The sequence below is a fragment of the Bacillus sp. B25(2016b) genome (genome assembly GCF_001679765.1).
GTDB lineage: Bacteria > Bacillota > Bacilli > Bacillales > Bacillaceae_G > Bacillus_A > Bacillus_A thuringiensis_K.
In genome coordinates, this window is sequence record NZ_CP016285.1 from 2790350 (window position 1) to 2811660 (window position 21311).

The following is a 21311-nucleotide window of genomic DNA, read 5'->3' on the forward strand; positions in this document are numbered from 1 at the left end:
TTATAATGAAAGGAATGGTACATATGATAAATAAATTGAAAGAAAACATCGGATCTGTGTTTGTTGGGAAAGAAAATGTTATTGATCTACTGCTCGTTTCACTTCTTGCTGATGGACATGCACTACTCGAAGACGTGCCTGGTACTGGGAAAACGTTACTGGCGAAAACCATTTCCAAAAGTATTGGTGGTAGTTTTTCTCGCGTTCAATTCACCCCTGATGTACTTCCAAGTGATGTAACAGGTATTGAATACTTCAACCCAAAAACAAGCGAATTCGAATTAAGAATTGGACCAGTTATGACAAACATTTTGCTAGCAGATGAAATTAACCGTGCAATGCCGAGAACGCAGTCGAGTTTGTTAGAAGCGATGGAAGAACGACAAGTGACGCTTGAGAAGCAGTCAACTCCTCTGCCGAAACCGTTCTTTGTTATTGCGACGCAAAACCCAATTGAATCACAAGGGACTTTCCCTCTTCCAGATGCACAGCTTGATCGCTTTTTAATGACGATTTCAATTGGTTATCCAACTCCTAAAGATGAGTTACAAATGATGCGACGTTTTCGGAACGATTTACCATTAGAAAGTGTCACATCTGTCATCTCATTAGAAGATATTTTAGAAGCTCAAAAACGAGTAAAAGAAATATTTGTTTCGGAACCGTTAGAACATTACATTATTAAACTTGCTCATGCTACAAGAAATCATGATTATATCGCTAACGGTGTAAGCCCACGTGCCACATTAGCTTTAGTACGTGCTGTTCAAGCTTTAGCCTTTTTACATGGGAGAGAATATTGCACACCAGAAGATATACAATTGTTAGTTCCTTCTGTTTGGAATCACCGTATCGTCTTATCAATGGAAGGTGCATTACGTACGACAAAAAATGATATTATGCAAAGTATTTTAAAAGAAGTTGATGTACCCGTGGAGATTGAGCAAGCATGAATGGACAGCGCGTTGTAACTGTACCTTTATTTTTTCAACTTCATATTATTCAACTAACCGTTCCAATCGCGTTACTTTTCACATTCTTTTTCCCGCAACGAATGCTTATGTTTCTCTTTTTCTTCTATTATATATTTGCGATTTTTATTTATAAATATGTCGCTTTCATAGAGAAGAAGTTTCAAATCATAAATGAGAAACAAACTACACGGCTTTTTCCTGAGGAATCTGGACAGTTTTTTATTCATTTAAAAAATGGAGCCAGCATACCGCTCGTTAATGGTGTTTGTTACTTTCATTTAAATTCGTCCCTTATACCGCATAAAGAGCAAGGCATTGAACAAATATCAAAAACGTTATTCTCTTTCCCATTTTCACAACCTGCACATTCGGCACAAAAATGGGATTTAACATTAACCGCTACGAAGCGTGGGGTGTTTCAAATTGAACAGTTTGAATGTGTATTAAAAGATCCATTTCATCTATTAACTGTACATTTACCTGTTTTTGATAAATTAAGGACTGAAATTATTGTGTATCCTTCTCCTAAAGAAGTAGCAGGTTTGCAAGAACTTCAGCAACTTTTAATCGGATCCAATCAAACGAATTTTTCTTTTTACAATGACGAAACATCTATTATAGGTGTAAAACGCTATGAACGTGAATCATTCCGTTCTATTCATTGGAAGGCATCTGCTAAAATGCAGGAATTACAAGCGAAGCAATATGAACCTGTAAAAAATTATAGTTGGACGATTTGTCTTTCTTTAGCTGCCGATCGTGGATTTGGTTGGAAAGATAATGTTGAAGATTTAATTTCATTCGCAACATACATTTGCCAATATGCAACGAAGCATCACATACCGTTTGAATTATTTATTAGTGTATTAGCAGAAGGTGGTGCATTACATTTATCGTTACATGAAGGGCAAACGCAATATGCAAAAGCTTTAGAAGAATTAGCCCGTATTTCAGATGATAGTACGTTACTTCCGAAACAAGGATTCCTTCATTATGTAACGAGAAAGAGAGAACGATCGTCTACAATGATATACATTGGTTTACAAAGAAATGAACTCCCTCTTCTCTCGCAGCCAACGTTTCTCATTACTAGTGAAGGGATGGTGGAATCGGTTGAAAACTTGGCTATATCACATTCATGATTTCATTCTACTCCTCCTGCTTTCATTATTAACAGAAAGAGATGAACTAATTAGTATTGCAATATTTTTAACAACAGGCTATATTGGAGTATTTCTTATTCATAAATTTATGCAGAAAAAAACAACAGGATTTGTAATACTTTTAGTTCTTCAAATCGTTCTTTTCTCTTTATTTTTACCTTTTTCTCTTTTTGGCACAATCATATTACCACTATTTTTCTTTATCGTACATGTGGTCGGACCTGGATATCCAGTTCAAAAATCTTTAGGTGGTATTGTATGGTTTGTCGTTTCAGTTATATTTTATGCACCCTTTCCACCGTTGTGGAAACTATTAATGTTAGCCTTGCATCTTATGATTACATTTTGGTTAACCGGGGCAAATCGCAAACAACAACTATTACGTTTTGCTTCTATCATTACGATTGGCTTAATGAGTATATTAATTGTTCAAATATTTCCTTTCATTCGACTTATTTTTGGTTTTATAACGGAAGTAGTCGCATTAGGCGTCGGCTATGCTTTAATGCCATTAATTAAAGCAGCGGAATTAAAAGATACTGAAGATGTTTGGGCAAATAAAGGACATCTCTTAAAACCAAAAATTGAAGACGGAAAAAAAATTCCTGATTTTGATCCAATACTCATAAATAGCGCTACAATAATAGTCTGTACAGCTATCGCTATTTACGTCGTTTGGAAAATAGTAAAAAAACGAAAACATTTAAGTTTACCAAATATGCACGTCTTCGAATCTACTATCATTACTGATAAAGAAGGAATGAGCCAAAATCGTTTTAAACGAAATAAACCGCCACATAACGAAATTCGGAAGGAAATTTTTAAGCTAGAGAGTAAGTTAACCTCTCCTTTAAATAGAAAACGGGGAGAAACTGTTGAAACTTGGCTAGAAAGAATAAACGATGAAGAAGATGTAAATATTCAAAGTGACATTATTATAGATGCTTATAATACTGTGCGGTATTCAAATGGTGCAAACACTGTACTTCTACATGAATTTAAGAAAGAGATTCATAAGCTTTATGCATATCAAAAAAATTTGAAGAAACGAAAGAAATAACGTAACAAAAAGACTCCTATATTCATAGGAGTCTTTTTATACTTCTACGTTGCTTTTTAAATGGAAGCATTCTTCCCTGCTTCAATTTCTAATGACTCTTCATGCCACCAAAGTGTTTCTTCAGGATCTTCTTTAGCAATTTGGTGTGCTTCTTTTTTCGTTTCTACTGTAGGATATGAACCTTTTAGCGCACGCCCTGAAGTCGTAACGAATAGTACACTAAATACAACTAATCCAATAATACTTACACCTGCTAAATAAAATGCCGGTGCAAGCGGGTTACCAGTTGCATGAACTAAGTATGAACATACAAGCGGTGTTGTTCCACCGAATATCGATACAGAAATATTAAATGAGATCGAAAGTGCTCGATAACGTACATCAGTGAAAAAGAGTGATGGTAATAATGAAGGTAATGTTCCTTCATATACACTTAAGAAGAAACCTAATACGAAAATACCTGCAAATATAGCTGCAATATGTCCGTTACCTATTAGTAAAAATGCTGGAATTGCAAATACAGTTAAACCAAGTAAACCAATTTGCACAACGCGTTTATTACCAATTTTATCACTTAATTTACCGAAATATAGTGCTAGTGGAATCATAAGTGCCATCGTAATAGAAATAATTAATAAGCCTGTTGTTTCTTCGACTTTAAGTACTTGAGTTAGATAAGAAGGAATATACGAAAGAATCATATAATTCGTAATATTAAAGAAGGCGACAATTACTGTGCTTAATAAGAAGTCTTTTTTGTGATACTTAATAATGTCCATAAATGAAAATTGTTCATTGTCTTCAGATTCCTCTTGTGCTTTTTCCATCTCTTCAAAGATTGGAGATTCATCTAGATGACGGCGTAAGTATAAACCGACCAAACCAATTGGTGCAGCTACTAAGAACGGAATACGCCATCCCCAGCTGAGCATTTGCTCATCTGTTAACAATAACGTCAAAATGGTAACAATTACCGATGCAGCAATGTAACCTGAGAGTGTTCCAATTTCAAGACCACTACCGAGTATACCACGCTTTTTATCTGGAGAAGATTCTGCGATATAAACCATTGCTCCTGAATATTCGCCGCCTGTAGAGAAGCCTTGAATCATTCGGGCAACTAAAAGTAGTATTGGTGCCCATACACCAATTTGTTCATAGGTTGGTAGTAATGCGATGAATAATGTAGAAAGTGCCATTAAAATAATAGTAGTACTTAACACGATTTTTCGGCCGTACTTATCTCCTATTCTACCAAAGAATACACCTCCGATTGGTCGAACGAGAAAGGCTGCTGCAAATGTACCGAATGTAAGTACAAGTTGCAATCCACTATTATCAACACCTGAGAAGAATAATTGACTTAAAATTACCGCTAAATACGCGTATAATCCGAAGTCAAACCACTCCATTGCGTTCCCTATACCAGTAGCAATTACTGCTTTCCTGGCTTGTTTAGGATTGACAATATTAACGTCTTGAGGTTCAAAATTTAAATCATTATTTTGTTGCATATAATAAAACAGCTCCTTTTTTAATTTAACTTCTTTAAGCACACCTTCTCTTATTGAATAAAATTAATTCGAAGCACTTAAGGGAAATCAACGTATCCTTGTCTGTTATTATTATTTCACATAATTAATTATTTGTCCAATTAAATGCTCTTTTTGTATAAATTTACACCCTATTTAACTTTTTATAAAATGAAGTTTAGGCTATATAATATATACCTTTACACTATAAATGAACCTTTCATTTATTTATATTTATAACGTTTCTATAATTGCTTCCTCTAACTTAGAAATCAGTAACTTTTACTAAAGACTTGCATATATTTAAAAAGTGAACTCATTGGCTCGAATTCTGTTTTATTACATTCAACTATAATATTATTGTAGTTTTAAAGGAGGCTGTTTTATGTTGGAAATAATCCTTTTACTTGCTACTGTTTCTTTTCTCTTAATTATTTCTGGATTTTTCATTACCTTAAAGCAATATAAAGAAATAAAAAATATAAAGACTATATTAACTACGAAAAAAGAAAATGAGAAAACTACATCCGAAAACTCAATCCCTATGCAATTAGACCTTAGCGTTCTCAATAATTTACTCGCTTCTGGAATAAATAAAGGTTCTAATTCAGGTAATGAAAATTCTAAATCTGATAAAACTAAATAGTCGTTACGTATATAATAAAATATACATCTCCTATTTTATCTAACCTTATTAATAACTACCTCTGATTAAAAAGGAGACTACTTATGTGTAAAAATCCGATTTCTATTATTATTCGTATACAGCATAACATAAGAGTTTTAACTGAAATTTTGAAAGCCTGTGAACAACTACAGCCTTTAGAAATCATCCTTACTATTAACGGATGTATCGATGATTCCATTGATATTGCACAATCTTACAATTGTAAAATTATCACGCTAGAAGAACCGACAGAATCAAATAATTGTTATGTAATTGGTGCCAAAAAAGCAAAGGGTAAGTACCTCTTATTTTTAGATGCAAATTACAATATCCACCCTTTCTTACTTAAACAATTTCTTCAACCATTACTAGATGAATCAGCTGACTTAGTATTAAACAATTTAGATGATTTTTTTTATCAAAAGCAAAAGCCAACTATAGAAATGATTTGGCAGCAAGTTACGAATCATTTTTTTCATCGTCCAGATTTACATGTTAACTCATTATTATTTCCTCCCTATGCAATAACAAAAGAAATTCTTGAAGCAATTACTCCAGAAAGTTTATTAAATCCGATATTAGCACAAATGAAAATTATTAAAAATAAATTTCGGATTAGCAATCATTTTAAAATTTCTATACCGCAAATTCCCTCCTTCCCCTCAAAACAACTCATTCGTTATCACCTAGAAGCAATTGAAAATTGGATAAATATATTACAAAATTCAAGAGGAAACTATACTGATAATAATCGAAGGCGAGATATTATTTTAGAACTTCAAAACGGCGAACAAAAAGCTATACCAAAAATAATTACAGGTAAAGAGTTTTATTCAAATACTTATGGAAATAAACAATTATCCATCATTATCCCTGTTCAAAATGAAGAAAAAACGATAGAATCTATCATTTTTGAGGTGCAGAAATTAAAACCTTTAGAAATCATCATTATTGTTAATGGATCAACAGATAAAACAGAGGAATTGGCGAAGAATTGCGGTGCAACAGTTATTACTTACAAAGAAGCACTCGGCATTGATACCGGACGTGCCGTTGGTGCATATTTTGCAAAAGGTGATATATTATTATTTATTGATGGTGATTTCTTAATTCCTAGTTCTGATTTATTACCATTTGTACAATCTGTTCAAAATGGAACCGATTTAGCTTTAAATAAATTAGAGGACTACTACATGTATCGTCTTCCTTATACTATCGTGACTGCATGTAAGTATGCTGTTAATTTAGCATGTAATCGAAAAGATTTAGGTATGGGATCCACAATTGCTGTCCCTCATGCTTTTAGTCGAAAATGCATTGATATAATTGGATTTGATTCACTTCTTTCACCAACCTTAAGTCAAGTTAAAACAATTTTAGCAGGCTTGCATATACAAAAAGCCCATTCTGTCGACGTTGACAAGATAAATCGAGTTCGACCCAAAAAACACTTCTCTGAGGAAGGCCACCTTTCATTAGCAACACAGCAAATCATTGGTGATCATATAGAGGCAATTTCTTACCTCCTCGAACAAAAAGGAGACACTGAATGCTCTTAATTGTATACCCTTACGAACAGATAATATATAAATTCAATTTAAATATATAGCAAAATAAAAAAGATGGTTTGTAACCATCTTTTTTATTTTTACATTAGTTCAAAAGAAAAGTAGAAAGTAGGCTTTTCATTTCTTGATTTTCTTAAGAAGTTTGAAAAGAGAGGCTTGTTAATGAAGATACAACACTTAAATCATCGTTTAGTGTAATTGAGAAACATGCAACTAATGGTAAAGTAATTACAATTGATCCACTAGGACTAATTACAATTGTAGGACTTGTCCCACATGCACCCCCACAATCCACTACAGCGTCAATTCCACTACCAGGGGTAATTGTAATTTTAAGACATACATCAAAACAAACATTATTCGTAGTACATGCCATAACTCTCCCTCCTTTCTCTTAACAATATATGCAGTTAGTTAAATTCGGACACGACTCTCTTACTAAATTTTATAAATTAGATGTTATTTTACTATTAGGTTCCAAGAAAATTAACGTTTTATTAAACTATCTAAATCAACTAAAAAACTCAAATCATCCTTTACTGAAATAGAAACACATGCAATAAACGGTATTACATTAAAATTAGATGAACATTCATCATTGCACCTTACGAATATTTCTGCCCCACCATTTGGATTGACTTTAGTTTCTAAACAAATATTAAAACAACTTTTATTGATGCAAGACAAGATATTTCCTCCTTTCTTATATCTAATATCAATTTATTCAGAAATAAAAATGTTGTTACAACTTTATTCACTCTTTACTTTCCATACATAAAATAAAAAAGATAAAAGCTCCTTCATATATATAAAGAAGCCTTTACCTTTTGGTTACTTGTTCATTTATTATCAGTCAGTGAAACATGCTCTTCACTTGTACCTAAGCTAAAAATAATAAAAATTTTTGATTTCAGTTTCATTACAATACTAAATATCGTTAAGTTGCATAAATGAAATGTTGAGGTTACTCATTCAATAGACAAATTTCCCTTTTAAAATAAATCTTTAAAACCCTTATTCTTCAATAAATACGAAAATCCTTCTAAATGATCCCCAGTAATTCTTAATACAGCTGGTGGATGTCCTATCGTGGCAAAATGCTCTTGTGGCCGAATACGATTAGGTTTCATTACATCTACAAAATGGACACATTCAACTTTATATCCTTCTAATATTGCCTTTACTTGCGCAACACACGCTGTGTGAAGTGTATCCCAGCCGATTCCCTCTAAACATTTTCTACTAATAGCATGGGGAACAGCAATTGTGGATCCCACTCCTAAATCTTTACGATTACAAGCAATATTCAACACATATTTATATAAATTTACAATATATAGAGGAAATCTAAGATTTAAATTTAAATCGTTTAAAGCCATATCAATCCCATTAGCAACAGCCTTTGTTAATGGGTGAAGATCTTTTGCTGGAATAGCAAAATCAGCATCAATAAAGAGAAGTATATCCCCTGTGGCTTCTTGTGCACCAATTGCCCGTCCTACATCGTGACCCAATGCTTCTTGATAAACAATTACTGTAGCTCCTAGTTGCTTAGCAATTGCTTCTGTTTGATCTGTTGATCCATTAATTACAACAATTATTTCTTTCGGTTCAATTTTTCTTGCCTCAAGAATAACTTCTTTAATCGTTGTTTCTTCATTTTGTGCTGGTATAATAATCGATAACTGTTTTCCATTATAAATAGAGGAATTCATTCCCCATCCTTTATGAAAAAGTGAATAATTCTTCTGTTTTTTTAGTTGCTCTATAATTTCTCTTTTTCTTCCTCCATCTGTATAGTTACCTCTACCATCTTTTCGTTGTAACCAACTCTCCAAAGCTTTTACGTTTTCTTTAATCTCACATACTTCTAATTTAGTTAATTCATTTTTATAGAAAGAGGTTTTGTTTGTGGGTATATTATTCAAGGAGGTGTTAGTGATAGCTGACGAGGATTGTAGTCGCCACCCTTTCTCAATAAAAGTTATTTGAGATAGAACGGGATTTTGCAAAGTGTCATATCCAATGTCCTCAATTGCTTTTTTTCTAATGGCATATGGCATAGATAACACCGAATCATATTTTAAATCCATGCGCCCCAATACATCGTTTACTATTTTTCTATACACCATAGCAATACTTGGCCATTCTACTCTCATCTTTTCAAAACATACGGAGTCTATGTTATTTAAGATTACATCCTGTTCCTTTTTTAGTAGCGGTTCTATAAATCGTTCTAATTCTACCGAAAAAATAACATCTTCTCCATTTAAAAATAAGACCACATCACCATTGGCGACTTTTGCCCCATGAACTGGTGCTTTCCATTTACTTTTCTCCTCAATCACAACAACGTTACTTTCAACAAATGTTGATATAGATTGTATCGCACTCATTCTATCATCAGATACAATAATAATTTCTAGTGGTTTTATATGCTGCACTTTATTTAAAATTTGATTCAATTTTGATTTATCTTCTCCTAAAACTATAACGACTGATAGGTCCACTTCTTTTTGTTCTTCTTTTACAGTCTGATTAGGTTTTACTTTTTTTATATATTCAATTGTTTCACTCTTACCTACAGCTGCATGCCCTGCTTTTTTATCAAAATATAAGTCAATTATAATTTGATTTACTTCCGTGTCTTTATCAAGTTGCTCTAATTCAGAAATAAATGGTAGCAAATGATTTTGCACATCAAATTCACACGCGAAATTTTGCAAAAAATAAATGTTCGGCACATATTTAATGTGATTAAAAAATTTCACAACATTAATTCTTTCACCAAATTTCTCCTCAACTTCTTCTCTTGATAAACCTGGATAAGATAAATCGAAAACTAAATTTACCGGTACAGGTATCCACTTTATTAAATTTGTTTGAGGATTATTAATGAAAGCTGTGGAACCTTTAACGAATCCAGCTAAAATTAAAGACATAAATCCTCCTCCAGAACTTCCATAAAACAAGACATTTTTTGAATCAACTTTTAACTTTATAAATAATATTTCTAGAATATTAGCTATATCTTGTAAATAAAATCTATTTAACTCTCCCTGTCCCCAACCTAAAGATAATTTTCCAAGATATAAAGTAGGATCATTATAATATATAACAGTATCTTCAAATTCATTCATCCAAGAATGTCGATGAAAAATAGGTGGACCAATTGGTTGTTCTTGAAACCCACCTGCTCCGGATCCAAAAACAATTGTGTTAGAAGCATTGGGCTTAATACGAATTAAAAATTCATACGTTACTTTATCCCAATTAACCTTGAGTATAAATGGCTCCGTAGTTTGAAAATCCATTTGCCATAATTGTTCATATGAAATGTTAATTATTTTATACTGGTCTAACAGTTTAATCACCCTTTCCATCCATTTCGAGTTGTTCTATCAAGTAAGAGAGAGCTTCAACATGATCACCAATTATTCTTAATACTGCTGGAGGATGTCCATTTTGACTTACATTCTCCTTTAAACGAATTCTATTCGGTTTTACAACATCAACATAATGAACACATTCTACCCTATATCCTTGTAATATAGCTTTTACTTGTGCAAGACTAGGGCATAGTAAAGTTTCCCACCCTATTGCATCTAAACATGATCTACTCATTGCATGTGGAATAGCTACTAATGATCCATTACTTAATTCTGGGCGATCATATGCTAAATTAAGCATATATTTTACAATATCAACAATATAAAAAGGCGGATTGAGCATTGGGTTCAAATCATTTAACGCTATGTCTATGCCATCTGAAACTGCTTTTGTAAAGTGATGTAAATCACTTCCTGAAACACTAAAATCACCATCAATAAATAAAAGAATATCTCCTGTAGCTTCAAGCGCTCCAATAGCACGTCCAACATTATGACCGAGTCGTTCGTTATATTTAATAATAGTAGCACCAAGTCTTTTAGCGATATTGGCCGTTTGATCTATCGAACCATTTACAACGACAATTATTTCTAGTGGTTCTATTTTTCTCGCCTCAAGTATTACTTGTTCTATAGTTTCCTCTTCATTTTGCACCGGTATAATGACAGAAAGTTGCTTCCCATCATAAATTGAAGAATGCATTCCCCACCCTTGATGATAGGAAGGGTATCGCTTACATTCACCTAGTTTTTGAACAATATCTCTTCTTTTTCCTGCATCAGTAAACCCTACTCTTTTTCCCTTTTTCTCTATCCATTTAGAAATACCGATTAAATATTTTCCCAATTTCTCCTTTTCATTTTCTGACAATTCTTTTTTAACTAAATACCCTTCCTCTTCTAACGTTTCATCTCTAGATAACGTTTTTATTGCATATTGATCGTTAATCCGCCATCCTTGATCCACTATGTTCATATGAGCTAGAACGATATTTTTCATATAATCAAAGCCGATATTTACTACTACTTCCTTCGCAAGTGCATATGGTAATGAAAGTATTGAATTGCTTTTTAAATCTGGTCGACTTAAAATTTCATTTAACATTTTTCTCCATACAATATCCATATTTGGACATTTACCAACTTCTACAAATTTATCTATTTTGTTTAATACTACATCAGCCTGATTTGTAACAACTGGTTCAATAAATTTCTTCATCTCATTTGTAGATATTGAAAAATTACTATCTACAAATAACAAAACATCTCCTTTTGCTGCCTTTACAGAAGCTTCATACCCCTCATAATACGTACTATATTTATCCATCAAAACAATATGGCATTTATGTTTCTTTGCTATTTCATACAAATTTCTTCTATCGTTAGGAACTAAAATTATAATTTCAAGAGGATTTAGCTTCCATATAGATTGAATTGACTCTTCTAATATTTGCTCTCTTTCACTATACAAAATAATAACCGTTAACGATTTCATTACACGCCCCCTTTACACATCATGTGACATAAAGTGAAACTTTAATCAGTGGGGGTTTTCTTCATCCCCCACTGATTATTAGCCCTCACCAATCGGACTTTAATGGGCAGCCCGACCCCCACCTAAATTCTTTGCTTTCACTAAATTTTGAGGTGGGGTCTTACCGCCCATTAAAGCGGGATAAAATATTAAGTATTACCATTTCCTATGAATTTGCTACTTTATTAACATATTCAAAAGTGAATTATACTGTGTAAAAACAATCGTCTATTTTTGAAAATATAAGTTCTACACTCGTTCCCTTCCTCTTATCATTATTTGTTACAACTCTCACCATAAAAAACAAAAAAAGTCCTAATTTCTTTAGGACTTTTTTAAATAAATTTATCAATATTATTAATTTTATATACTACCTTTTTCCATGTTATACCGTGATCTTTTGTAGTAAATATTTCTTTTTTATTACACGCCCAACCTTTACGCCGATTAAAAAAATGTAAACAAAATACATTTTTCAACAATGGATTACTTGATACCTTTATCCATTTTGCTCCTTTTTTTATTATTTGATATACACTTCCATGTTCACTATTTATAACCCAGCCATAATAGGAACTAAAAAAAGAAACAGCCGCTTTACTAGTATTTATTGTTTTATTTGAAATATGCCACGAATTCCCCTTATCAAATGAGTAATTCATTAAAAATACATCATTATTCATTTTAGTTGGTATTACTAACAAGTTATTTTTATAGATTGCTTTATAAGCCATAGAAGTCTCATTATTACTTCCTTCAAGACTTGGAATATCTTTTATAGGCTGCCAATTTACCCCGCCATCTATTGTTTTAAATACCGCTGATGTTTCATATTGTTTGTGCAATGAAATAAATCCAACTAACTCGTTTATAAATGTTATTCCTGAAATACTATCACTAATACTTATATTTTTAATTACTTTCCATACTCTCCCTTTCGTTTTCATGTAGTATAAATTATGTTCAAATTTATTTGATGCAAGCTTTCTAGACAATACAATCCATATACTATCCATATTGGTGGCATGCAATTGTACTTGAACATCAGTCGATTTCTCCCACTCTTCTTCAATTGGTAATATAAACTCACTCCATCTTTCCCCTCTATTAACTGTATAAAATATAGCGGGCAATAAATCATCATTCGTTTTTGTTAAACCATATGCCCAAGAGCTTCGAGCATTTATTGGATATCCAAATAATATAATTGAATTTAGAGGATTAACAACTTCCCATTCTACTCCTCCGTTTCGAGTATATAAGATAGCTTGCTTTTTATTTGTATATTGAATACCAGCCCACCCAAATCTATCAGTTCGCATTTGTAAAGAAGTAAATTGAATATCATTATTTTCCAATATATCACCTCATTCTTATCATATATATATTCGTATGCTATTATTTTCAAAACGTTCTATCATTAGTTGTTAGTACCACTCGTTTTATCTACTATCTTTACACATTTACTTTCTCTTTTCCTCACCAACCAAATATCAATAAATAATGTATCAAATCTAATAAAGTTCCTTTTATTTTTTCATTCTCATTTCATAACGACTGTATTTCACAAAATTCTACTATAAAAAATGCACCCCAATTGTAAAACTATTTCTAACAATTAGAGTGCACTTTATATAAAATATAGCTTTAATTTTTAAGCACTTACTACAGCAGCAACTTTATCTAAACAAATAATAAACTGATTAATAAATGCGTCAATTTCCTCTTTCGTAATAATATACGGCGGAAGTAATCGAATAATATTCCCTTGTGTTACATCGACTAACATTCCTTTATTCATTAGCTCAATCTGTAATTTCTTCACATTTTCATACGTATCATTCAGACTAATTCCAAACATCATGCCAGCATGACGTACTTCCTGAATATAATAAGAATTTTCTTTCTGAATTTCTTGTAATTTAGCATTTAAATATAGTGACGTTTCATACGCTTCGTGCATTAAACCATCTTCAATCAATGTGTTTAATACCGTTAACCCTAAAGCCGTTCCCATTGATGAATGAGCAAACGTTGTTCCATGATCTCCAGGTGCAAATACATCACATAGCTTTTCACCTACAATAATTCCTCCTAGCGGTATCCCGCCTCCTGCACCTTTACCAATTTGAATAATGTCCGGTGTAATATTAAAATTTTGATAAGCAAATAGTTTTCCCGTTCTACCCATACCACTTTGAACTTCATCAACGACAAGAAGTACATTATATTTTTCACATAAATATTGAATACCATGTAAATATTCACTTGATAAAGGATAAATCCCCCCACTTCCTAAAACAGGCTCTAGCATAATCGCAATTGGGTTCTCTTTAATAATGGTCTCTTCTAATTGGTCTATATTTTCGCGCTCTACTTCATATACAGGAATAGATGTTTTAGGGAAATTTTGATATACCTTTTCTTGTCTCGTAAAATGTAGTGCCCCTAACGTCCTCCCGTGAAAACTATCTTTTAACACAACTACTCCATCACGTTCTTCATTCGCAATAGTTCTATATTTATCAATTAATTTTAATGTCGTTTCTGTCGCTTCCGTACCAGAGTTTGTAAAAAAGACTTTTCCGCTTTTTAAAGTACACGCTACTAATTTCTTTGCATACTCAATTGCAACTGGGTTTAAGAAATGAAACGGTAAATGCAACGATTTCGCAACTTGCTCCATTGTCGTTTGTACAATTTTAGGATGATTGTATCCTAATACATTTACTCCTACGCCAGAAAATAAATCTAAATACTCTTTACCATCTACATCATATAGATTACATCCTTCTCCTCTTTCCATTGCAACCTCTGTACGACAATATGTAGACACCATATATTCTTTATCTAATTGAAACCAATCCGACATGTTAAATTCCTCCTAGTTATTTTTCCTTTTTTAACGTTCATTCTCTATATAATCGTTTATAAATTAAGTTTTAAGATTGAAATTTTAATAGTGGTTTTCTTCCACATTTTTATTAAAACGTGTGCTTTCTCTTCCCGATATTCATTTTTCCATAATTTCTTCTATTTCAACAGGTCCACTACATATGTGTTTTTTTCATCTAGCGGTATGTTACTGCTTTGAACTTTGCATGTCATACATAATTGGGACTATAAAATCATATTTAGTAACAATCGACGAAAAAATTTGGAGGCTATATCGATGAATGAAAAACATGATAAATATAAAAAAGATTTATTAGATGAAGACTTTAATAAACATCGAGAACTTACTGAACCAGCTAAATTCCACTCTCAAACAGTTGGTTTACGTGGCCCCGTACTAGAACAAGATAGTGTACTGCATGAGTCATTACAACAATTTATTCATGAAAAAATTTTAGAAAGGCCTGTTCATGTAAAAGGATTTGGTGCGTTCGGTTATTTTCAAACGATATATTCGATGTCTGAACATACTAAATTAAGTTTTTTACAAAATTCTAATGAGAAAGTTCCTGTTATGGTTCGATTTTCGTTAGCTGTTAGTACGAAAGGAACACCGGATACTGCTAGAAATGTACGCGGTTTTTCTACAAAATTTTATTCAAAAGAAGGAATTTTTGACCTTTTATGTAATCACATTCCTGTTTTTTCTGTTCGTGATCCAATGCGTTTCCCTGAAACGATTCAAGCATTATTGCCTTCACCTAAAAATAACTTAATAGACCCGAATAGATTTTGGAGTTTTGTCGCTAAAGCACCTGAATCGATTCATTTTGTTGTCCGTTTATACTCTAATAATGGTACGACCAAAAGTCTTCGCCACATTCCAGGACATAGTGTTAATACATATGTATGGAGAAATGCGGAAGGTAATCGAAAGTATGTAAAGTATCATTGGTACCCATTTGAAGGTGTACAGTACATTACTAGTAAAGAAGCAATTAAATTAGCTGCTGAAAATCCTGATTATAGCGGGAAAGATTTATATGATGCTATTAAAAATGGTAAACCAGTGGAGTATGGTTTATACGTCCAGCTCATGGATCCGAAAGATGAAGCGCACCTATCTTATGATCCTTTAGATGACACAAAAGTATGGGATGAACAGACGTATCCTCTCATACCAGTCGGGAAAATGGTATTAAATAAAAATCCTGAAAATTTTATGGAACAAGTAGAAAAGGTCGCATTCTCTCCTTCTAATTTACTGGATGGTGCAGAACTATCAGATGATAAAATGCTGCAAGGGCGCGCTAACATTTACAGTGATTCACAAAGAAGAAGAATTGGTCCAGAATTTCGCAAATTAACGATTAACCAGCAGCAAGATTGGACACCTGCTAATCAAATTACAACCGGTGAAGGAAGGTACGTTGAAGGTAAACTTGAAAGAACTTCTATAACGAAACAGGATGACTTTACGCAGGCTGGTGAATTTTATACGAAGTTACAGCCGATAGAAAAAGAACATCTCGCTGAAAACTTAGCTAGTGATTTAAAAGTTATATCCGATGATATCAGAAAGGTCGTTTTAGGGTATTTTCATAAAGTGTCTGCTGATTTAGCTGCAAAGATTGAGAGTGCGTTGCAAAAGATTTAAGCATATAAAAAACGTCATTTTAATGTTTAAAATAACGTTTTTTATAGAAAAATTACTAATAAAATTTATTGTCTCGTTTATAAATTATTAAAGATAGATTCTCCTGTAAGATTTTCGTTATTTCATTTTATATTATGATACTCATTTTTCTTTTTCATATAATCTTTTTCACATTGCAACGGCTTGAATTTCACTTTTTTCCCTTTCTTCTTTGTCGTTTTTATAACGAGCCATTCCCCTTTTTCAACGTCTAGTTTTAGGCGTTTCATTACATTGATATTATCTTTTTCTTTATAAAGTAAAAATGCTTCTTGCGCCCTCACAAATAGGCTGGGCTGTTCGCTAAATCCACCACTATCATAAATTTTAGTTAGCGAAGTATAATAAGAATCATTTTCCTTTCCACCATACATCAAATGAGCAGCCTCCAGATCTCTTTTACTTACTTCCCAAAAACTATGTTCATCAATATTTAAATTAAATGTGGATTTAATGTCCTGTATTATATTCTTCACATACTTTTCATCTCTAACTTTTCTTTCTTCGAGACAATCCGAAGATAACTCTGGTGCATCTGATTGGGAATGTACAACGTGTTGTATCGATACACACAGAATAAATACGCTTAAAATGTAAAATATTTTTTTCATATTTACATATCACCTCAAATGATTTAGATACTATATCATTTGAGGCTTACAACATTCTTATGCTAATAATAGGAAAGATCCTATAAAATAAAATTTTTATAGGATCTTTCCTTTTAATATTGCTTTATCAAATTCACGGGTGAGGCAACTACCTTACTACTTTTCACATCATATAATCCTATAGGTGTTACTCGTACAAAAGGCAAGTGCGTCGCAGAAAAGAATAAAATTGTAAATGCTGGATCATCATACGCGTAGCCACGCTCTTGTAGTAATTTCACCATCTGTTTCTCTTCCTGTATTAATTCTCTCATTTTTAAATTAGACATAATCCCGAGCAATGGTAATGCTATTTCGTGTAACACTTCATTGTTTTCTGCTATGACCATTCCACCACCGAGCTCTTTTACTCTACGAAAAGCTGTAAGCATATCTTCTTTTCTTTTTCCTATAAGAATGATGTCACTTGTACCAGAATAAGAGCTAGCAAGCCCACCTAGTTCTTTTGCAAAACCTTTCACAGCTGTATTCACTTGCCAACCGCCATCACGAGCAATCATCATAAGGAAACATTCATCATGATCTGTGGACAATTCATCACAGTCTATATTGATTTCACTAGTGTATGGTTTTGTAATAACGTTATTTAATAAGTGTATCCCCGTTTTATTAGAGAAAATCATATCCTCTTTTTCTATTGACCAATCTAGTGATAATGGAGTTACTTTATGTTTACTCCAGTCTATATGTAATGCCTCATGTGTATTTACACCGTCACGCTTCACCCATTTCCCCTTTGCAATTACACTTATTGGAACCGGGTTTTCTTTACTTTCCAAAATATTAATATTAGCAATTCTACCTGTCGCAATTGAACCATGTAGATGTTCCATATTGTAATAACGAGCGATATTATAGCTTGCCATATGATAAGCATCTATTATTGGCACTCCTTGTTTTATCGCGGTAGCTATCATTACATTTGTCATTCCATTTTCATAGAACGAAGGATGTGAACCGTCTGTCGTAAGAATAAATCTATCAAACTGCTTTACTCCTAATTCCAGCAATTCTTTCAGTAACACTTCTAAATCTGGACGGATTGAAGAATTTCTTAGGGAAACCGTGTAACCTTGCATAAGACGAGCAAAAGCTTCCTGTCCTGTCATCGCCTCATGATCACAATCTGTACCTAACAGTTTTAACTTTGCTAAAGTCGTTTCAGATGCTCCTGGAAAATGTCCTTCTACTTTTTTATGTAATCGTTTCGTTTCCTGCACCCAATGTAACATTTCATCATCGCCATGTAATAACTTTGGCCACGCTGTTAGCTCACCGCCTTGAAGAACTGCTTTATGCTTTAGCCACTCTATTATTTCTTCACGATTAAATAAAGATTCCCCGTTTTGCAATTCAGTCTGTCCATCAAAACGACACCACCAATACATACTTGCTGGAATCTTTTCAAATTCATCTAATAAACAAAATGCTTCTTCACGTTGTAATGTGAAAAATAAAGTTAAATTATCATTAATAAAAGTAGTCGTCCCAAATTGCATCGCATAATTCGCTAACGTTTCTGGATTATATAATTGATACGGATGTGCATGCGGTTCTATGTAACCGGGTACGACATACTTTCCTTCACAATCAATGACTTCGCATCCTTGTAGTTGCACTGGTAGTTTTTCTCCTACATAAATAATGCGATCATCATAGATCCAAATATGTGCTTGCATCCACTCGCGTATATAGGAATTTAAATAAGTTGCATTTTTCAATAAAATGTGTGGACTTCTTGTGCCGTCTATTACTTCAACATGTTCTCTTAATTGCTTGTTACTCCATCTAAACTGATTTTCTCCCAATGAATTTCACTCCACATCTAGTTACATTATTTATTAAAATAAAAATAATTAACAAACTAAAGTATTATCCATTCATAACTCCCCTGTATAACCCCTATCCCCTTCATTATATGGAATGATTGTAAAAATAACAATTTTCAGAATCAAAAACACACCTCTTTGCTCAACAATAAAAAAGGATGTCGTGTAACTGACATCCTTTTTATTGTTGAATTACACTTGATGTCATACTAGGAATGCTAATACTGTCCTTTACAACAGAATGCTATTCGCTTTCTTTTCATCTATTTCTTAAATTCAATTTGCATCATTTTATTAAACTGCGGAACAATATCGATCCCACCTATAGAGTTAACACTGATAGCCAATGTATGTTTGCCTCCAATTACTCCCCCAGCAAAAGTTGTAAATCCAGGAATTCCTCCTCCATGCCCCCAAACTGAAACACCGTTTGGAAGTTTAGTCTCATAGATTCCAAGACCGTATGCGTCACCAACCCCTTTTCCTTCTATAGGAACTGTAGTAAGCATTTCTTTTAGCTCGCGTTCCTTCAGTAACTTACCACCGAGTAAAGATGAAAAGAACTTATTTAAATCATCCGCATTAGAAATCATATCTCCAGCTGCATTAGCTAAACTCGGATTATAATAAGTAATATCTTTCAACTCGCCTGTTCCTTCCATTTTCACATATCCACGAGCATGATTCTTTCCTGGGATGACGGGTGAATTTCCTGGTAAAAACGTATTTGATAGGTCCAAAGGTTCAATAATTCGCTTTTCGATTTCTTCCGCATAACTATTTCCAGTTATTTTTTCAATAAGCATTCCTAGTATTACGTATCCTGTGTTTGAATACAACCAGTCTTTACCCGGTGAGAAATCTGGAGGCAGCGAAAGGCCTATTTTCACTATTTCTTCTGCTGTATACGTTCTTTTCGAATTCATTATGTCCGCGTCTTTTGACTTTAAGTATTCAGCGATACCACTCGTATGATTCAAAAGTTGTCGTATCGTAATTTGATTACCATCATACCCACTTCCTTGCACGAGACCCGGTAGCCACTTTTCAATTGGATCGTCAAGTTGTAAGCGATTTTCTCCTACTAATTGAAGAATAGTCGTGGCAGTAAACGACTTCGTCACACTACCAATCCGAAAGCGATAATCCGAATTCACCGGTTTCTTTGTACTTAAGTCCGCCACGCCAGCAGTAAAACTACTAGTTTTTCCGTTATTAGACGCCTTAGCTAATATTCCTACAGCACCAAGCTGTACTGTTTCCTGCATTACTTGTTTCCAGCCATTACGATTCTTTTGATCATGTACTTGTGACGAACTAGAAATATTTTGAGTTGACTCTGCAGTCACAGTAAAACCAGGTGTGAATAGAGCAGTACCCGCTAATAAAACTGCAAAACTTGCTAACTTAATTGAATTACATTTTTTCATAAGGCTTTCTCTCCTCCATTAATATCGGATTGATTCAAGCTATACTTTCATCCTATATGATAAATCTCTCTTTTTTCTTATCCATTCCTTACGAAATACTTACTTTCAAAATTTGGCGACCAGATGAGAAAAAATTATGTATGGAAATAAAAAAAGAACGTGTTTTCATTTATAAACACGTTCTTTTAAGCACTCTATTAACTTTTACCATCCTGCACTAGCGTTCATACCATTTCCTATAATAGTAAGAAGTAGTGGCCACAGTACTGGTACTAACGTAAGAAATAGATTAAACAGTATAAGTATTCTATATCTTCCAGGAATATTATAATTTTTACGATTAACAAATAATACAAAAACTAACAATATTATGGTCGTTACAAACAAAAGTAACACTAACAACCAATACCAAACCATTAAACTGAGACTCCATGGCTGTAATAGCTCGTGTACAATACCAAAGGTGATTCCCAATACTGCAAAACTAAAGGTAGTAATTGTTGCTTTGATAAACAATTTACTCGTTTTTTTATCGTATGTATACTTACAATATAAATCTATTATCGTGTATAAAGATAAAAATGCTATTAATACACCTATCCAAGACAATAACCAGTCTCCGCCTCCTCTAACTACCATAAACAGAAACCAACACATCCCTGCTGCAGAAAAAATAAAGGAAAGGAGTATGTTTTTCAATACCGGTTTCATTCTGTTTTCACACCCTTACAAAAATTTAAAAATAAATAATAATTTCTTATTTACATGCTACTAGTAATTGTTTTATCTCTTTTTCATTCTATATTGATGTAGTGAAGATAACTCCACAAAAAATGTAACGAGCAATACTCTATTAAGACAACCCATTTCCATTAGTGTTGATATAAAAAAGTAAGTATACAT

The 21311-nt window shown here is 33.0% G+C and carries 17 protein-coding genes; 6 read left to right on the plus strand and 11 right to left on the minus strand.

Going from position 1 to position 21311, the window contains the following annotated elements:
* Positions 1 to 23 precede the first annotated feature (23 nt).
* The 3 genes from BAQ53_RS14275 to BAQ53_RS14285 are packed head-to-tail and all read left to right on the plus strand — an operon-like array spanning position 24 to position 3197.
* On the plus strand, positions 24 to 953 hold the full coding sequence (locus BAQ53_RS14275; RefSeq protein WP_089149470.1) for an AAA family ATPase: 930 nt from the start codon (positions 24 to 26) through the stop codon (positions 951 to 953).
* Entirely contained in the window at positions 950 to 2116 is a 1167-nt protein-coding gene (locus tag BAQ53_RS14280; protein ID WP_208905562.1) for a DUF58 domain-containing protein, read from the plus strand. The genes BAQ53_RS14275 and BAQ53_RS14280 overlap by 4 nt, the downstream gene beginning before the upstream one ends.
* Positions 2088 to 3197, plus strand: coding sequence for a DUF4018 domain-containing protein (locus BAQ53_RS14285; RefSeq protein WP_000860494.1), 1110 nt, complete (start codon positions 2088 to 2090; stop codon positions 3195 to 3197). The genes BAQ53_RS14280 and BAQ53_RS14285 overlap by 29 nt, the downstream gene beginning before the upstream one ends.
* A 56-nt stretch (positions 3198 to 3253) precedes the next feature.
* Here the strand turns inward: BAQ53_RS14285 and BAQ53_RS14290 are convergent, their stop codons facing one another.
* Complete coding sequence (locus BAQ53_RS14290) at positions 3254 to 4711, minus strand: MFS transporter (RefSeq protein ID WP_001186931.1); 1458 nt, start codon at positions 4709 to 4711, stop codon at positions 3254 to 3256.
* Between the two features lie 403 nt (positions 4712 to 5114).
* On the opposite strand from BAQ53_RS14290, the gene BAQ53_RS14295 reads away from it, so the two are divergent.
* Positions 5115 to 5375 carry a hypothetical protein gene (locus BAQ53_RS14295; RefSeq protein WP_000889744.1) on the plus strand — a complete coding sequence of 87 codons (261 nt, stop codon included), beginning with the start codon at positions 5115 to 5117 and terminating at the stop codon, positions 5373 to 5375.
* Positions 5376 to 5458: 83 nt separating this feature from the next.
* Complete coding sequence (locus BAQ53_RS14300; protein WP_199697126.1) at positions 5459 to 6955, plus strand: glycosyltransferase family 2 protein; 1497 nt, start codon at positions 5459 to 5461, stop codon at positions 6953 to 6955.
* A gap of 142 nt (positions 6956 to 7097) precedes the next feature.
* Here BAQ53_RS14300 and BAQ53_RS14305 read toward each other — a convergent pair whose 3' ends face one another.
* The 6 genes from BAQ53_RS14305 to BAQ53_RS14325 all read right to left on the minus strand — a co-directional run bounded on the left by BAQ53_RS14305 (position 7098) and on the right by BAQ53_RS14325 (position 14759).
* Positions 7098 to 7340 carry a hypothetical protein gene (locus tag BAQ53_RS14305; protein ID WP_000752466.1) on the minus strand — a complete coding sequence of 81 codons (243 nt, stop codon included), beginning with the start codon at positions 7338 to 7340 and terminating at the stop codon, positions 7098 to 7100.
* 110 nt (positions 7341 to 7450) lie between these two features.
* On the minus strand, positions 7451 to 7651 hold the full coding sequence (locus BAQ53_RS26260) for a hypothetical protein (RefSeq protein WP_001277651.1): 201 nt from the start codon (positions 7649 to 7651) through the stop codon (positions 7451 to 7453).
* Positions 7652 to 7956: 305 nt separating this feature from the next.
* On the minus strand, positions 7957 to 10278 hold the full coding sequence (locus tag BAQ53_RS14310) for a glycosyltransferase (RefSeq protein WP_116777461.1): 2322 nt from the start codon (positions 10276 to 10278) through the stop codon (positions 7957 to 7959).
* Between the two features lie 52 nt (positions 10279 to 10330).
* Positions 10331 to 11848: a glycosyltransferase family 2 protein gene (locus BAQ53_RS14315; RefSeq protein ID WP_208905564.1), complete on the minus strand. Its 1518-nt coding sequence runs from the start codon at positions 11846 to 11848 to the stop codon at positions 10331 to 10333.
* A gap of 374 nt (positions 11849 to 12222) precedes the next feature.
* Positions 12223 to 13245 carry a hypothetical protein gene (locus BAQ53_RS14320; protein ID WP_208905566.1) on the minus strand — a complete coding sequence of 341 codons (1023 nt, stop codon included), beginning with the start codon at positions 13243 to 13245 and terminating at the stop codon, positions 12223 to 12225.
* 296 nt (positions 13246 to 13541) lie between these two features.
* Positions 13542 to 14759, minus strand: coding sequence for an aspartate aminotransferase family protein (locus BAQ53_RS14325; protein ID WP_208905568.1), 1218 nt, complete (start codon positions 14757 to 14759; stop codon positions 13542 to 13544).
* 300 nt (positions 14760 to 15059) lie between these two features.
* Here BAQ53_RS14325 and BAQ53_RS14330 point away from each other — a divergent pair, with 300 nt between their 5' ends.
* Positions 15060 to 16439 (plus strand): catalase, encoded by a 1380-nt coding sequence (locus BAQ53_RS14330; RefSeq protein ID WP_001003074.1) that lies wholly within the window; start codon positions 15060 to 15062, stop codon positions 16437 to 16439.
* 122 nt (positions 16440 to 16561) lie between these two features.
* Here the strand turns inward: BAQ53_RS14330 and BAQ53_RS14335 are convergent, their stop codons facing one another.
* The 4 genes from BAQ53_RS14335 to BAQ53_RS14350 all read right to left on the minus strand — a co-directional run bounded on the left by BAQ53_RS14335 (position 16562) and on the right by BAQ53_RS14350 (position 21119).
* The gene (locus BAQ53_RS14335; RefSeq protein ID WP_000719379.1) at positions 16562 to 17089 is read right to left on the minus strand and encodes a hypothetical protein; all 528 of its coding nucleotides are present in this window, start codon (positions 17087 to 17089) and stop codon (positions 16562 to 16564) included.
* Between the two features lie 113 nt (positions 17090 to 17202).
* The gene (locus BAQ53_RS14340; protein ID WP_208905570.1) at positions 17203 to 18957 is read right to left on the minus strand and encodes an adenine deaminase C-terminal domain-containing protein; all 1755 of its coding nucleotides are present in this window, start codon (positions 18955 to 18957) and stop codon (positions 17203 to 17205) included.
* Positions 18958 to 19241: 284 nt separating this feature from the next.
* Positions 19242 to 20408 carry a serine hydrolase domain-containing protein gene (locus tag BAQ53_RS14345; protein ID WP_046946005.1) on the minus strand — a complete coding sequence of 389 codons (1167 nt, stop codon included), beginning with the start codon at positions 20406 to 20408 and terminating at the stop codon, positions 19242 to 19244.
* Between the two features lie 204 nt (positions 20409 to 20612).
* Positions 20613 to 21119: a DUF3902 family protein gene (locus BAQ53_RS14350; protein ID WP_208905572.1), complete on the minus strand. Its 507-nt coding sequence runs from the start codon at positions 21117 to 21119 to the stop codon at positions 20613 to 20615.
* Positions 21120 to 21311: the final 192 nt, after the last annotated feature.

Bases quoted from the DNA above. Each gene is read 5' to 3' on its own strand.
- BAQ53_RS14290 (WP_001186931.1), bottom strand. From the start codon at position 4,711: ATGCAACAAAATAATGATTTAAATTTTGAACCTCAAGACGTTAATATT.
- BAQ53_RS14275 (WP_089149470.1), top strand. From the start codon at position 24: ATGATAAATAAATTGAAAGAAAACATCGGATCTGTGTTTGTTGGGAAA.
- BAQ53_RS14300 (WP_199697126.1), top strand. From the start codon at position 5,459: ATGTGTAAAAATCCGATTTCTATTATTATTCGTATACAGCATAACATA.
- BAQ53_RS14330 (WP_001003074.1), top strand. From the start codon at position 15,060: ATGAATGAAAAACATGATAAATATAAAAAAGATTTATTAGATGAAGAC.
- BAQ53_RS14335 (WP_000719379.1), bottom strand. From the start codon at position 17,089: ATGAAAAAAATATTTTACATTTTAAGCGTATTTATTCTGTGTGTATCG.
- BAQ53_RS14295 (WP_000889744.1), top strand. From the start codon at position 5,115: ATGTTGGAAATAATCCTTTTACTTGCTACTGTTTCTTTTCTCTTAATT.
- BAQ53_RS14345 (WP_046946005.1), bottom strand. From the start codon at position 20,408: ATGAAAAAATGTAATTCAATTAAGTTAGCAAGTTTTGCAGTTTTATTA.
- BAQ53_RS14305 (WP_000752466.1), bottom strand. From the start codon at position 7,340: ATGGCATGTACTACGAATAATGTTTGTTTTGATGTATGTCTTAAAATT.
- BAQ53_RS14280 (WP_208905562.1), top strand. From the start codon at position 950: ATGAATGGACAGCGCGTTGTAACTGTACCTTTATTTTTTCAACTTCAT.
- BAQ53_RS14350 (WP_208905572.1), bottom strand. From the start codon at position 21,119: ATGAAACCGGTATTGAAAAACATACTCCTTTCCTTTATTTTTTCTGCA.
- BAQ53_RS14310 (WP_116777461.1), bottom strand. From the start codon at position 10,278: ATGGATTTTCAAACTACGGAGCCATTTATACTCAAGGTTAATTGGGAT.
- BAQ53_RS14315 (WP_208905564.1), bottom strand. From the start codon at position 11,848: ATGAAATCGTTAACGGTTATTATTTTGTATAGTGAAAGAGAGCAAATA.
- BAQ53_RS14325 (WP_208905568.1), bottom strand. From the start codon at position 14,759: ATGTCGGATTGGTTTCAATTAGATAAAGAATATATGGTGTCTACATAT.